The following is a 13445-nucleotide window of genomic DNA, read 5'->3' as shown; positions in this document are numbered from 1 at the left end:
CATAGAGACGTCGGATATATGTCAGCGAGCCGAACCTAATCAGTTCTTGCAATCACAGGGGCGTCCATATATGTCCAATACCTTCCATTCATAGCTAATAAACACTAATACCCATTTATCTATCAGTAACAGAGCCATCGCTCTGAAATCCTAACCTTTATAACTCTGCATAATTGGGCTCAGATCAGTTTTTGTTTTAGTTGCGCAATCTCTTTAATTTCGTTGATTAAAACCTGAACAGCACTGTTCGATGTATGCTCTTCGGCACACATTAATCTCAAAGAGCACGGCAAGGTTGGTGAGACAGTTTGGCGAGTGACTAATTTTTTCCAGTCGTCTGGAAAAGCAAGGCCTGGTATCAATGAAGTTCCGTAACCAGATGACACTATCGAAAACAATGCAGCCGTATCAGATACGGTTGTCTTGATAGATAACTCGTGCTCATGCTGGTCAAATAACTCCTGAATAAATATTTCACATCCAGATGATGAGACAATAATTGGCTTGCTATCCAAACTCTCTAAGTCGATAGTCGAAGTTTTTAACTGTCCATACGATGTGATTAGGTAAAACTCATCATCAAAGAGCAGCTCACTATTTGAGGCATCCATGTTATATGCGATGCCGATATCAGCAATCCCACCTTTTACCCAGTGCTCTACTTCCTGATCCGTTCCGGTAATTAGGTTGATTTCTATGTTAGGGTGACTCTTTCGGACGTTTACCAAGACCTCTGAAAGGATAACTCTCGAAACACAATTTATTGCAGCAATACTCACTCTTCCTGAAACCGAAGAACTTGCCAGTTTTTAAATGTTGTCGATCGCCTCAAGGGCGATAGTTGCCGACTCACTTGCAGCTAGCCCCGCAGCCGTGAGTGATACCCCCCTTGATTCTCGTATTACAACAGGCGTCTCCAAAGTTCTTTCTAAAGCTTTAACTGCATGACTTACCGCTGATTGTGTTACATGGAGTTGCTCCGCTGTACGACTAATACCGCCCGTCTCTCTCAACGAATCTAATGTCTTTAACATCATCACATTGATATTAGCACTCTTCATATGGGTATAAATTTATATCATTTTATTCATATATCTATTGTGGTTATTCTTCCCGCAACTAGAAAGAACAAACTAAAAAATGTGAACACATAGCTTTGAAGCATTAGCTCAACCTTGTAGAGAGAGTGTGTTACTCATTGGAGATGAGATATGTCAAAAACAATCCTAATTACAGGTGCAAACGGTAGAGTTGGCTCTGCGCTTGTCAAATATATTGATGCCAACTACTCAGGTTACAATCTGATCTTAGGTGATCTGAGCGTTACCGAAAAAAGAGGCATTGGATTAGACGTTAGTGACTTAGCAGCGACTCGCGCCGTTTTTGAAAAAAATGATATAGATGTTGTTGTTCATTTGGCTGGACTTGCTTCTCCTGATACACCCTTTGAACATCTGCTCCCTGCAAACATAGTTGGCACCTACAACATCTTCCAGGCAGCTTCTGAGACAAGGGTAAAACGAGTAATTTACGCAAGTAGTGCTCAAACGATAGAAGGCTACCCGCTTGATATTCAAGTAAAAGAGCATATGCCTGTGCGACCAAAAAACTTGTATGGGTGAGTAAAGTATTTGGCGAAGCTCTGGGTGCATACTACGCATATCAAAGAAACACTGAAGTTATTGCCGTTCGAATTGGAGCATTTGAATATCAACACGAGTGGAGCCAGCTAAGCTCACGAGACTTAAGCGCATGGAGCGAATCTCAGGATCTATGCTCTTTGCTTATCAACAGTATCGAATATGACTTAACTGATGAGCCTTTTGTGATTGCGCATGGCATCTCAAATATTCGGTTTAAGAGGTTAGATATATCGGAAACTAAGAAAGCTTTAGGCTATGACCCAAAATCTGATGCTTTTGATGTTTGGGGGACAGAACTAACATCCGAAAGTAAGCCAAACGAAGAGACTCCAAAAACATCAGATAATTCATTCATGAAGCACTTGTATATCTACTCGAATATAAAAATGTAAGACAGAGGTGAGCTAGTTCAATCTAGGATTCAGTCGTCGTTCGGGATACCAAGACCATCACAAACTGAATCCACTCCCCCTGTGGTTTGGTGCATTCTATCCGGCCATTTAGTTTACTGGTGACAAGGTTATGCACGATGTTTAGGCCAAGGCCAGTGCCACCTTCTTCTCGATTGGTGGTAAAGAACGGCTCAAAAATCTTGGATTCGTGCTCCTGAGATATACCGACACCGTTGTCTTCATAAATAAAGGTTAACTCCCCTTCACTCTGCTCTACACGGATTCGTATAACGTGTTCACGGTCAACGATAAAACCGTGGCGAATGGAGTTCATGATTAAGTTTGTGAGTACCTGTGAGAGGTAGCCTGGCTGGCTGTGAATTTCGATGTTTTTGTCGCAGGTAACCTCTACTTTCACCTTATTTTTTCTTGTTATGGTCTCTACACTTAGCAAGATTTCCATAAGATAATCATAAACATTGAAGGTTCGCTCTTCTTCTGTTGCCTGATCGACCGATATCATTTTAAAACTTTGAATAAGCTTAGCTGTTCTATCTAAGTTCAGGAATACGATATGGGAAGTCTCCTTTACTTCATCTAGATACAGCTTAAAGTCATCCGAAGTTAATGACTGGTTTTCAAACTTGGAATCGACTTCTTTTGTAATATCGGTTAAATGAGTGATCCCCGTGATACTAATCCCCACCGGAGTATTTATCTCATGAGCAACCCCGGCAACGATACCACCCAAACTGGCCAGCTTAGCGGATTCAACCAACTGGTTCTGCATGGTTTCTATATCTTTGATCTTGTTATTTAAATCTTTGGTTCGCTCTTTTACCTGCTGCTCGAGGTTTTGATTAAGAAAATTCAGCTTCTGAGTTTTCTCTTCTACTTTTTCTTTGTAAAGGCTGAAACGAGCTTTTATTAAGTTTGAGTTGAGCAAGGTCATTCCCATCAGGACAACAAACACCACGAGGCATAGCGCAATCAACTGAAAAACACTGTCTCGGTTTTCTTCATCCAGCGCCTGTTTTTTCCGCTCAATCTCTTCCTCGATCTCTTCCAAATAACTACCTGTACCTATCGCCCATGACCAGTCATCGTACCCTTTAACATACGATATTTTTCTGGCTGGCATACCCGTATCGGGTTTTATTGTTCCGATATAGGAGAGGTAGCCTTCTCCTTTTTTTGCTGTTTCGATAACCTCTTTAGTAATGTATACCCCGTCATCATCGACTAAATTTATTCGATTTACACCTATATAAGACTTCTTGATATGGCTTAAAAATAGCCCTTCATAATCCACAACAAATATATAGCCGTTTTCACTATAATGAATTCGATCTATTTTTCTTAAGATGTTGTCTTTGAGTTCTTCTTCGTAATCAAGAACATAATCACCAGTACCAATAAACCAATCAAACGGGGCAAAATACTTAACAAATCCAACTTTCTGATACTCGTTTTCAACATCATTCGGTTTTGTCCACCACCACTGATAAAATCCTTCTCCTTTATTTTTGGCAATATCTGATAGATCCCTAATAACAAAATCACCTTTTACATCCTGAAAATCCCATAAGCTCTTGCCTTCCACATGTTCCAGAATCGGGTGCATCACGCCCATACCAGTCATGTCATACACAAAGTAATAGCCTCTGCCATCACTAAATCGAATGTCTCTGAGCGCATCTTTAATTATTTTTTTAACGTCATCAGGGGTTTTATCGGGATTGTTTTTGTAGATAGATAAAGCGATAGAATGCGCTTCATAAACTCGAGATCGAATATTTGCTTCTATTTTTTCGATGGTCTGTTCACGCTCAGTAAGAATGAGATTATGAACCTCATTTACCTCATTTCTTATTAGCTCCTTTTTTTCTTCAGTCGCATTGATATAAACACGGGCAACTTCTTTTTCGAAATTAACTTTATTATTAAAAATAACCAGAAATATAGTGGCTACAGAAAACAAAACAATGACTAAAGGCGCTAACCTTATCGCTCTTAGTATCTTTAATTCGTCTCTATGCAGCATGTCTCTTCCACCCGTTACTCTCATTTAAAAGTAGGCGAACCAGAAAGGCTTTTCAATCAGAGCAGAAACTTGCTGTTCATTGGTGCTCATTGCACTAGGGTATGTATTCCACTAGCATTATGAACACACTTTCCCACATTTGGATGTCACCCTTGAGCACCAGCGTTCGTAATATTGACCAACAGTTCTGGATTAACCCTCTTATCCCGCACCTTACAGTCAGAAGAACTGCAAACAGCACTCAGGGTTATAAAGAGCATAGTCATAACGAGCTTTCTATAGGGATAATAGAATCAGGCTCGACATGCCTTACGCTACAGGGAAGACAAATCATTCTAAGTAAAGGTGACACCATCCTTATCGCACCGGATGTAGTACATGCCTGCAACCCGATAGCAGAGGGATCTCGCAGTTACTATATGCTCTATGTCGATAAACAGTGGTGCTGCAACGTACTTTCGACACTGTTTGAACGACATGTTGAACAATTTGTTATCGAACAAGAGTTGGTGTCAGACCCGAAGAGTTCAGCCACCCTGGCAGAGCTATTATTCAAGTTAATTGAGGATGAGTCCCCGAACACAATAACGGCAGTAAATGCCCTGCTTCTTACTTTAGTAAGCCGCTTTTGCACACCTTGCGATATCGATACTGAAAGTGATGAGTTGGCACAAACAATACAAAATCGTTTATTGGAGGATATTACAGAACCACCCTCGATACAGGAGATTGCAGAAGATGTATCTCGTCCGGCTGAGTCTTTGATAAGGGGCTTCAAAAAGCGGTTCGGTATCACGCCAAAGTCCTTCCTGAACAATCACCGGATAGAAAAAGCGAAACTGCTGTTGAAGTCTGGAATGAGTATTGTTGACGTCGCCCACGAAGTGGGTTTTTCTGACCAAAGCCAATTTCACAAAGCTTTCGTAGCCTACACAGCATCGACACCCAGGCAGTATCAGAGCACTAGCGTCAATTTTCGACAATAACTACAAACGTACCTCACCTATATTGCCCAAATGATTCAAATATAGGTGACCCCAAATGGTATCCACAGTCCTACTTCCTGCCGCTTTCCCTGCTTTAGCGCTCGCTCATTTTGTTGCATTGCTTAGTCCCGGCCAGGACTTTTTCCTGATTGTTGCACATTCAGTTCGACACAAGCTAAAAGGTAGCCGATATATTTGTCTTGGTGTCGCTCTGGGCAATGCCATCTATATAGCAGTTGCCATTATTGGATGGACAAGTATACGAGAGAGCACACTTCTGTTCTCAGTCGTTGAAACCCTCGGAGCTATTTATTTACTTTGGATAGGTTCACAGCTGATCAGAAGCAAAAAGAATGATGCACTCTTGCATACTCAACAAGTACAACCTCCATCATGGAGCAAGCAACTAATTCTTGGGTTAAACTCTGCATTGCTCAACCCTAAAAATGCTCTCTTTTATATGAGCTTGATGACTGTCATCCTCGGAAATTCAGTCACTTTGACTCAACAAGTCATCTGTGGTGTATGGATGTTTTTCGCTGTTTTATTCTGGGACCTGCTTGTCGCCACGCTTATAGGGAAACCGATTGTGCAATCGTATCTACAGAAGAGTGTACATATCATTGAAAGAGGCGCGGGTGTGATTCTCATTCTTTTTGGTATTGGGCTTTTCCTGGAATAGAAAAGGTAAATGTCGCTACTTACTTCACATTTGTATTAAATACGTATTACATTCAATTTGTACTTGTATTAACATTAATCGTAGCTATCAGACATAAACCTTCAGGGGGAAACACGTATGAAAGCTCTATGGCCTATACCGTTACTTATTATTGCTGCCTTTTTGGTACCTGGATTACTTCTAATCTATCTAATGATGGGGCTAATAGTAAAGATTGGTTATCTCTTTCTTAAAGACGAATCTTTGGGAGAAGGGAAAGAACCTGTCTTCCATACAGGTATGGGTATCGTTATGGAGGTATACCGCATATTGACCTGGCCAGCCTATTTTAAAGGTATTAGCAGACAAGGGTTAATCAAAATCATCGGTGGTGTATTCTGTACGGTTTCTGTAATAGTAGGCTCTTTCTACTATCTGGGCTTCAATACAGACGTTCCTCAGATAGTCATTGATGAGTACCATGAGACATTGGCAGATAATACGAGTCCTCTGTCTAAGTCGGTAAAAAACGAGATAAGTGTTCGCATAGAGAAAGGATTCAAGTACAGAGACTTTCTGTGGGCCAAAGCTCAGCAGCTTCAGTCATGTAACAAGGGATTTCAACCAGAGTCAGCCATCGACCAGTTTAGTGCTGTTCTGAAAGTTGGACTTTTTGGTTTAAAGCCAGGTTTGGCGGATAGCCTTATTCTGGTAGAACATTTGGCTTCGAAAAAGAGCTGTAAAGCAGCGAATACCACTGATTAGACCAGTTGTTCCTAAACGTAAATCAGAGTGTAGAATTGATACGTTGATGCCTTCATCATTGAAGGCTTCAACGACCAAAGAGTTCAAAGGTCATCCCTGACGGCTAAAAAAACAAAATTGGCTTTATTAGACACTACTCTTCACGCATCTGGATCAAATCGTCGAGTAGCATGGTTAACTGAGTAAATTTCTCTGCTCCATACTTCTCTTTGAGTTTTCCATACTGCTTGTCGATTTCAACCTTCATTTCTTCTACCAGTGCATTGGACTTTTCGGTCAACCGAATGTGCACTCTTCTCTGATCTTCCGCAGATTTGATTTTGCTTACAAAGCCCTGCTTTTCTAACCGATTGATGATGCCCGTTAAACTTGGGCTCAGAATGCAGCACTCTTTAGATAAGCTCGTAAAGTCAATTTCGGTGTATGAGTGTATAACTCTCATCACTCGCCATTGTTGAACCGTTACTTCATACTCTGTCAGCACTGGACGAAAATAATCCAGCGCCACATCCCTGGCTTTTATTAGCTGTAGTGGTAATGAATCCTTAAACTCACTCATTTGATCACTTTCCTTACCTGATAGTTAAAACTCATATTGATATTTTTATAATTATTCTTTTTCTGACTCGGTTGCCGATGAAACGTTGCTCTGGACCTGATTTCGGTACTCCGAGGCGGTTATTTCTGAATACTTCTTAAAAAATCGAGCGAAATAAGCAGGGTCTCTGAACCCTAGATCGTAGCCAATTTCGGAAATACTAAGGGAGGTGAACTGCAATGAGCGCCTCGCCTCTTGCATTAAACGGTCGATGATGATCTTTTTCGATGACAATCCACTCACCCTGCGGCAGATGTCATTTAATCGGGAAACCGACACACCCATCTTCTCGGCATAGTCATTGAGTGGCCAATGCTCACGGTAGTGCGACTCCACTAAATGGTTAAAGTTATGGAACACACTTACATCCACGCTTCTCTTGTTCGCATCCGAGTGATTACGGTTCTCTAATCGCATCACCTCAATTAAAACAAGTTGAAGCAATGACTGAGTCGCTCGCTCTTTCATGATTCCCGCGTTATCCAGCTCATCTTGCAAAAGCACCAATAGTCTCAACAGAGGGTTGTCCTCGGGTACGTTAGTACAAAATGCACTCATCTGATCGACCATCATGCTATTGAGGCCGCTATCCATTTCAAGCAAACGCCAGACAAGTTGCTGTTGCATCGTCAGAACAAACCCGTGAGAGGATGATTCAGTAACAAATGAATGGGGAACGGCAGGCGGGGTGAAAAAGAGAGTAATCCCCTCGTTGGTGTAGTGTTTATCATCAAGGTGAACATGTGTTGTGCCACTCAAAATCACATGCATTTGATAAAATCGGTCGTGATAATGAACAGGCATGTTACGCCCGAAGAAATCCGCCAAATTGTCCAAGTGCTCAAAATGTAACTCAGCATTCTCGTACTTTTGATCGTATACCTTACCGATATTTATATTGGGTATATTCCCTGCCACAGCTTACTCCCTTTATATTTCTACCAGTTAGCGCCCTTATTATGCACTACGTCACATTTAACGCTCAAAACTATTAACATATTAACTAATTCTACGAAAAGTGCAATTGTTATCGCGGTTAATCCATTCAAACAACGATTAGTTAACATGATAATAACATCCAAGAACACACAATACCCTACATAAACATCAGCCAAGTGCGGGTTCTTGATTAAAAGGAAGTGACAATGAAACGAGCGAATCCACTACTAGAAAAACTTCAGGAAGTCCTACCAAAAATCGCAGCAAATGCTGCGGAAGCAGAACAACTGCGAACTCCACCAGAAGAGAGCATTCGTCTGCTACGTGAAATAAAATTCTTCCGTGCATTCCAACCTAAAAAGTACGGTGGTCTGGAGATTTCACTACCAGAATTTACCGACTGTGTAGCCGCGCTTGCTGGCGCATGCGGTGGTACAGCATGGGGCGGAAGCCTTCTAGCAACTCATAGCCATCAAATGGCTATGTTCTCTGAAAAAGCACAGGAAGAGTTTTGGGGAGAAAATCCAGATGCAACAGCAAGCAGCAGTATCGCACCTTTCGGTAAAACAGAAGAAACAGAAGGCGGCGTTATCTTCAACGGTGACATGCGCTGGAGCAGCGGCTGTGACCACGCAGACTGGGCAATCCTTGGATTCAACCGAATGGACCAAGACGGAAACAAAGTCTACTGCTTTGGCGTGGTACCAAGAAGCGAATACACAATTGTTGATGACTGGTATGCCGCTGGTATGAAGTCTTCTGGTACAAAGACGCTTGTACTAAAAGATGTCTTTATTCCTGAGCACCGCATCGAAACCGCAAAAGGCATGATGGAAGGTAAATCTGCTGGTTTCGGTCTATACCCTGACAGTGACATCTTCTACACCCCTTACCGCCCATACTTCGCTTGTGGTTTCGCAGCAATCAGCCTTGGTATTGCAGAGCGTATGCTTGAAGTATTTAAAGAGAAGCAGCAAAACCGAGTTCGCGCTTACACTGGTGCCAATGTTGGTGCATCGACTCCGGCCCTTATGCGCCTTGCTGAATCAACACATCAGGTATTTGCAGCACGAGCAATGCTGGAAAAAACCTGGGATGACCACAAAGAGCACGGTGAGCGTAAAGAGTACCCTACTCGCGAAACCTTAGCTTACTGGCGTACCAACCAGGCTTATGCGGTGAAGATGTGTATCGAATCTGTTGATCGTTTGTTTGATGCGATGGGTGGTCAAAGCTGGTTCCTGGACAATGAAGGTCAGCGACTGTTCCGCGATTCACACATGACAGGAGCGCACGCGTACACAGATTATGATGTATGTAAGCAGATTCTTGGTCGTGAAATCATGGGATTAGACCCGGATCCAACCATGGTTTAAAACTCTTAGCACTCAGTCAATTGTATGACTGGGTGCTTATTTCATTAACTCATGAAATAAATAAGACCAAAGTCTAAGCGATAAATTGAAGAGAAATTAGGCAAACTTGATCTTGTTAACATATTAACTAATATTAATTTGATAGATTGTTAACATGTTATTGAAATTCACATAACAGATAAAAACAACATATATAAACAAGTCAGCCTCAACATAAATAACCCTATATACAAGGATGTGTCATGATTAAATCAAAGATCACACGACTAGCAAGCACCGGACTACTAGCTCTTGCAGCAATGAATGCAAACGCAGCACCAGAAAAAGTGCTGAAAATCAGCTCCTGGGCATCACCTAACCACGGTATCAACAAAATAGTATGGCCTACATGGGGTGAATGGATTGAAGAAGCAACTGAAGGCCGTGTAACTGTTAAGATCGAATACGATTTGGCACCACCTCAAACACAAATTGATGTTGTTACTGATGGTATTGGTGACGTTACCTGGATTTTCCACGGTCACAAGGCAGGTCGTTTTAAACTGACTCAGATGCCTGAAATCCCAACATTCAAAGATGGTGTAAGTTCAGAGCTAGCATCAAAAGCTTACTGGAACACTTACGAAAAATACCTGAAGAAAGGTAAAGAGCACCGCGGTGTAGAAGTGCTTGCTTTAGGTGTTCACGGTCCAGGCCAGCTAATCACGAAAGAAAAAGTTGATTCCATTGCTGATGCGAAAGGCAAAAAAATCCGTGTAGGTGGTGGCGTTATCTCTACTATCGCGAAAGAGATGGAAGTAACTCCAGTATTCATCCCAACGCCAAAAGTATATGAGTCAATCTCACAAGGTGTTGTAGAAGGTACTTACCTACCAGTTGAAGCGCTAAGCAGCTTCCGTCTGGCGGAAGTCACCAACAATACGCTTATGTTCCCTGGCGGTCTATACCGTGGCAGCTTCGCAATCGTAATGAACCGTGATGCGCTAGAAGGCGTCTCGAAGGAAGACCGCGAGGCCATCATGGCAGTGTCTGGTGAAAAGCTATCTCGCCTGTTCGGTAAGATGATGGACGACTACGACAAGGCAGCTTACGACAAAGCACTGGCGAATGGTCACACCTTTACCAATGCGTCTCCGGAGCTGGTTGCTGAAGTGAAAGAGAAGAGCCAGAGCCTGATTGACAACTGGTATAAGACCGCGAAGAAGCGCAAGGTTGATGGCCCGGCAGCATTCGAATACTACAACGAGCAACTAACGAAAGGGTTGTAAATTATGACAGTCGCTGAAAATGTTTCGGTAGCTGTAAGGCGAGGGTTAGAAACCCTCGCTGCTATCAGCTTATTCCTTATGATGGCTATTACATTTGTCGATGTTTTCGGGCGATACTTTTTTAATTCACCGATAGATGGCTCGACAGAGATGATAGAGGTTCTGCTCGCTGTCATGGTATTTATGGCTTTCCCGCTGGTTTCATGGAAAGAAGAAAATATCTGCGTCGACCTGCTTGATGCTTACTTCCCGGATAAATGGATAGATTTGCGTCAGGCTGTAATCAACTTAATCTGCTCTGTGTCGCTAATACTGGTTGCGATGACCAACTGGAAACTAGCAGGCCGCTCTCTGGAATATGAAGAAGTATCCGAAATACTCGAAATTCCACTTGGATATGTCACATATCTGATTTCAGTAACGGGGTTTGTGGGTGGTGTACTAACACTTCTGAATGCCGGAATTTATGTCTCAAAGATGTCGATTTTTAAATCTGCACCAAGAGTTTCTGAGGGAAGTAGCAAATGATTGAGTCAATTATCGGTTTTACAGCTCTGATTGCCATGGTCTTTTTAAGGCTTCCCCTCGCCTTCGCTATGGGTGTGGTTGGCTTTATAGGGTTCTGGTATATCAATGATTATAACTGGACTGCCGCCATGTCTATGGCTGCACGACGCATCATAGACACTGGCCAGGATTACGGTTTATCGGTTATACCGCTATTTATCCTGATGGGCAACTTCGTGACTAAATCAGGCCTGTCTAGCGAGCTATACCGAGCCTGTAATGCCTTTGTTGGGCATCGTCGTGGCGGTCTGTCGATGTCTACGATTCTGGCATGTGGTGGTTTCTCTGCTATCTGTGGTTCCAGCCTGGCAACATCGGCAACCATGTCTAAAGTGGCTATGCCACCAATGCGTAAGTATGGTTACTCCGACGGTCTGGCTGCCGCTTCGATTGCTGCAGGTGGCACCCTGGGTATCCTGATTCCACCAAGCGTTATGCTGGTCATCTACGGTCTTTTGACTGAAAGTAGTATCCGTGAGCTGTTTGCTGCAGGATTCTTGCCTGGATTATTAGGTATTAGCCTTTATCTACTGGCAGTTCGCTGGGTGGTTTTCCGTACACCGGATCAGGCACCTCCTGGTGAAAAAACAAGCTGGGGAGAGCGCTTTGTTGCACTGAAAGGCATTCTGTCTACACTGCTGCTGTTTACGCTAGTGATGGGCGGGATCTATGCCGGCATATTTACACCTACAGAAGCCGCTGGTATTGGTGCAACAGGCGCATTTTTCCTTGCGCTATATCGTAGAAAACTCAACTATGAAATTCTACGCGATATATTAGTCGATACAGCGAAAACCTCTGCATCACTGTTTGCCGTTGTTATCTGTGCACTGATTCTTTCTAACTTCGTCAACCGTGCTGGCTTACCAACAGCGCTTATCGACCTGATTCAGGTTGGTGATGTATCACCAATGATGGCAATGGGTATCATCTTACTTATCTACATTATTCTCGGCTGTGTGTTTGAGAGTATGTCGATGATGCTACTTACAGTGCCAATTTTCTTCCCGGTAGTAGTGTCGCTTGGTTTTGACCCTATCTGGTTTGGTATTGTGGTTGTAGTTGTAACAGAAATCAGTTTGATAACACCACCGGTCGGATTGAACGTATTTGTGTTATCCGGTTTGGTAAAAGACATCAGTACGGGCACTATCTTTAAAGGCATCTTCCCATTCTGGGTGGCCGATATGCTGAGACTTGCACTTATCGTATTGTTCCCAGCAATTGCTCTGCTGTTACCGGGAATGATGTATTAATAGTCGTCCCTTTGTTTCGTTTTCTCTTGATGAGGTGTTTTGCTTTGGGTTCCGGCCCAAAGCTTTTTTCTTTCTAGTATTTATCTGACATCCGAAAGATTTCTGTTGATTCTCCTTTCTAATCTAAAAGCGATCAGAAACCCGGATTATGTATGAAGAAGATATGGAGAAAACTGTTTCTACCTGCCTGTTTTTCCTTAACAGTCACAACCGGCTGTGCAAACAGCGAAGAGCAAACTGAGCTATCGTACGTTAAAACGGGGAACTTAGACTCGAATTACCGAATCATTTTTATTCACGGCTCTCCCGGAAATAAAGAAGCTTACGATGCCTACCTCGAACATCCTGAACTGAACCGTCAAGTAGAAATGGTATCTGTAGACCGCCTAGGATACGGTGTAAATCAGGGAACCGTTGAAACCTCTTTACTGAATCAGGCGCGCTCTATCCTCCCATTTCTTTCAGAAGATAAAAACAACATACTCGTCGGGCATTCGTTAGGCAGCCCTATTGCGTTGCAGTTGGCACTCTTGGCACCCGAAAAAGTGGCAGGCATGGTACTCATCGCTTCAGCATTTGATCCAGAGTTGGAGCACCCTAAATGGTACAACCAAGTCGCAGATACGGTGGTTGCTAAGTGGATACTGCCCACTGATATGAACAACTCCAATGAAGAAATGATGGTGCTTTCAAAGGAACTGAGTTTGATTGCCGGGCAAGATTGGTCTGTGCTAAAGATTCCTATAGATATCGTCCACGGCAACGAAGATGAGTTAGCGTATTTTGGAAATGCCGTATTCGCTTATGAAAAACTTTCTCCAAATGGAGCTACACTCTCTGTATTAAAGGGAGAAGGACATTTGGTTCTTTGGCAGAACACCGAACTGGTTACTGATGAGATTCTGCAGATGCTTTCGCAACTTGAACAACGTCAGTAATTGGTCTCAACA

The 13445-nt window shown here is 42.8% G+C and carries 15 protein-coding genes; 10 read left to right on the top strand and 5 right to left on the bottom strand.

Annotated elements, in window-relative coordinates; all coding sequences use genetic code 11:
- Nucleotides 1–179: 179 nt before the first annotated feature.
- Complete coding sequence (locus SNR28_RS15950; RefSeq protein WP_375754100.1) at nucleotides 180–806, bottom strand: substrate-binding domain-containing protein; 627 nt, start codon at nucleotides 804–806, stop codon at nucleotides 180–182.
- Between the two features lie 3 nt (nucleotides 807–809).
- The gene (locus SNR28_RS15945; RefSeq protein WP_375753654.1) at nucleotides 810–1061 is read right to left on the bottom strand and encodes a LysR family transcriptional regulator; all 252 of its coding nucleotides are present in this window, start codon (nucleotides 1059–1061) and stop codon (nucleotides 810–812) included.
- A gap of 150 nt (nucleotides 1062–1211) precedes the next feature.
- Between SNR28_RS15945 and SNR28_RS15940 the strand changes: the two genes are divergently transcribed.
- Complete coding sequence (locus tag SNR28_RS15940) at nucleotides 1212–1622, top strand: NAD-dependent epimerase/dehydratase family protein (RefSeq protein WP_375753653.1); 411 nt, start codon at nucleotides 1212–1214, stop codon at nucleotides 1620–1622.
- Entirely contained in the window at nucleotides 1619–2035 is a 417-nt protein-coding gene (locus SNR28_RS15935; protein WP_375753652.1) for a hypothetical protein, read from the top strand. The genes SNR28_RS15940 and SNR28_RS15935 overlap by 4 nt, the downstream gene beginning before the upstream one ends.
- Before the next feature lie 22 nt (nucleotides 2036–2057).
- Here SNR28_RS15935 and SNR28_RS15930 read toward each other — a convergent pair whose 3' ends face one another.
- Entirely contained in the window at nucleotides 2058–4079 is a 2022-nt protein-coding gene (locus SNR28_RS15930) for a cache domain-containing protein (RefSeq protein ID WP_375753651.1), read from the bottom strand.
- Between the two features lie 152 nt (nucleotides 4080–4231).
- Between SNR28_RS15930 and SNR28_RS15925 the strand changes: the two genes are divergently transcribed.
- From SNR28_RS15925 to SNR28_RS15915, 3 genes are all read left to right on the top strand, one after another.
- Nucleotides 4232–5065, top strand: coding sequence for an AraC family transcriptional regulator (locus SNR28_RS15925; protein WP_375753650.1), 834 nt, complete (start codon nucleotides 4232–4234; stop codon nucleotides 5063–5065).
- A 55-nt stretch (nucleotides 5066–5120) separates the two neighbouring features.
- Complete coding sequence (locus SNR28_RS15920) at nucleotides 5121–5747, top strand: LysE family translocator (RefSeq protein ID WP_375753649.1); 627 nt, start codon at nucleotides 5121–5123, stop codon at nucleotides 5745–5747.
- A 117-nt stretch (nucleotides 5748–5864) separates the two neighbouring features.
- On the top strand, nucleotides 5865–6491 hold the full coding sequence (locus tag SNR28_RS15915; protein WP_375753648.1) for a hypothetical protein: 627 nt from the start codon (nucleotides 5865–5867) through the stop codon (nucleotides 6489–6491).
- Between the two features lie 133 nt (nucleotides 6492–6624).
- Here the strand turns inward: SNR28_RS15915 and hpaR are convergent, their stop codons facing one another.
- On the bottom strand, nucleotides 6625–7050 hold the full coding sequence (gene hpaR, locus SNR28_RS15910; RefSeq protein ID WP_375753647.1) for a homoprotocatechuate degradation operon regulator HpaR: 426 nt from the start codon (nucleotides 7048–7050) through the stop codon (nucleotides 6625–6627).
- Between the two features lie 51 nt (nucleotides 7051–7101).
- Complete coding sequence (hpaA, locus tag SNR28_RS15905) at nucleotides 7102–8007, bottom strand: 4-hydroxyphenylacetate catabolism regulatory protein HpaA (RefSeq protein WP_375753646.1); 906 nt, start codon at nucleotides 8005–8007, stop codon at nucleotides 7102–7104.
- A 227-nt stretch (nucleotides 8008–8234) separates the two neighbouring features.
- Between hpaA and SNR28_RS15900 the strand changes: the two genes are divergently transcribed.
- The 5 genes from SNR28_RS15900 to SNR28_RS15880 all read left to right on the top strand — a co-directional run bounded on the left by SNR28_RS15900 (nucleotide 8235) and on the right by SNR28_RS15880 (nucleotide 13433).
- Nucleotides 8235–9404, top strand: a complete 1170-nt coding sequence (locus SNR28_RS15900) for a p-hydroxyphenylacetate 3-hydroxylase oxygenase component (protein WP_375753645.1) — start codon at nucleotides 8235–8237, stop codon at nucleotides 9402–9404.
- Between the two features lie 242 nt (nucleotides 9405–9646).
- A complete protein-coding gene (locus tag SNR28_RS15895; protein ID WP_375753644.1) occupies nucleotides 9647–10672 on the top strand; it encodes a TRAP transporter substrate-binding protein in 1026 nt (341 codons plus the stop codon).
- 3 nt (nucleotides 10673–10675) lie between these two features.
- The gene (locus tag SNR28_RS15890) at nucleotides 10676–11200 is read left to right on the top strand and encodes a TRAP transporter small permease (protein WP_375753643.1); all 525 of its coding nucleotides are present in this window, start codon (nucleotides 10676–10678) and stop codon (nucleotides 11198–11200) included.
- Complete coding sequence (locus tag SNR28_RS15885; RefSeq protein WP_375753642.1) at nucleotides 11197–12495, top strand: TRAP transporter large permease; 1299 nt, start codon at nucleotides 11197–11199, stop codon at nucleotides 12493–12495. The genes SNR28_RS15890 and SNR28_RS15885 overlap by 4 nt, the downstream gene beginning before the upstream one ends.
- 152 nt (nucleotides 12496–12647) lie before the next feature.
- A complete protein-coding gene (locus SNR28_RS15880) occupies nucleotides 12648–13433 on the top strand; it encodes an alpha/beta fold hydrolase (RefSeq protein ID WP_375753641.1) in 786 nt (261 codons plus the stop codon).
- Nucleotides 13434–13445 lie beyond the last annotated feature (12 nt).

This window comes from Vibrio iocasae (assembly GCF_042245395.1).
Taxonomy (GTDB): Bacteria; Pseudomonadota; Gammaproteobacteria; order Enterobacterales; family Vibrionaceae; genus Vibrio; species Vibrio iocasae.
This window is presented reverse-complemented; position numbering and strand designations above follow the sequence as displayed.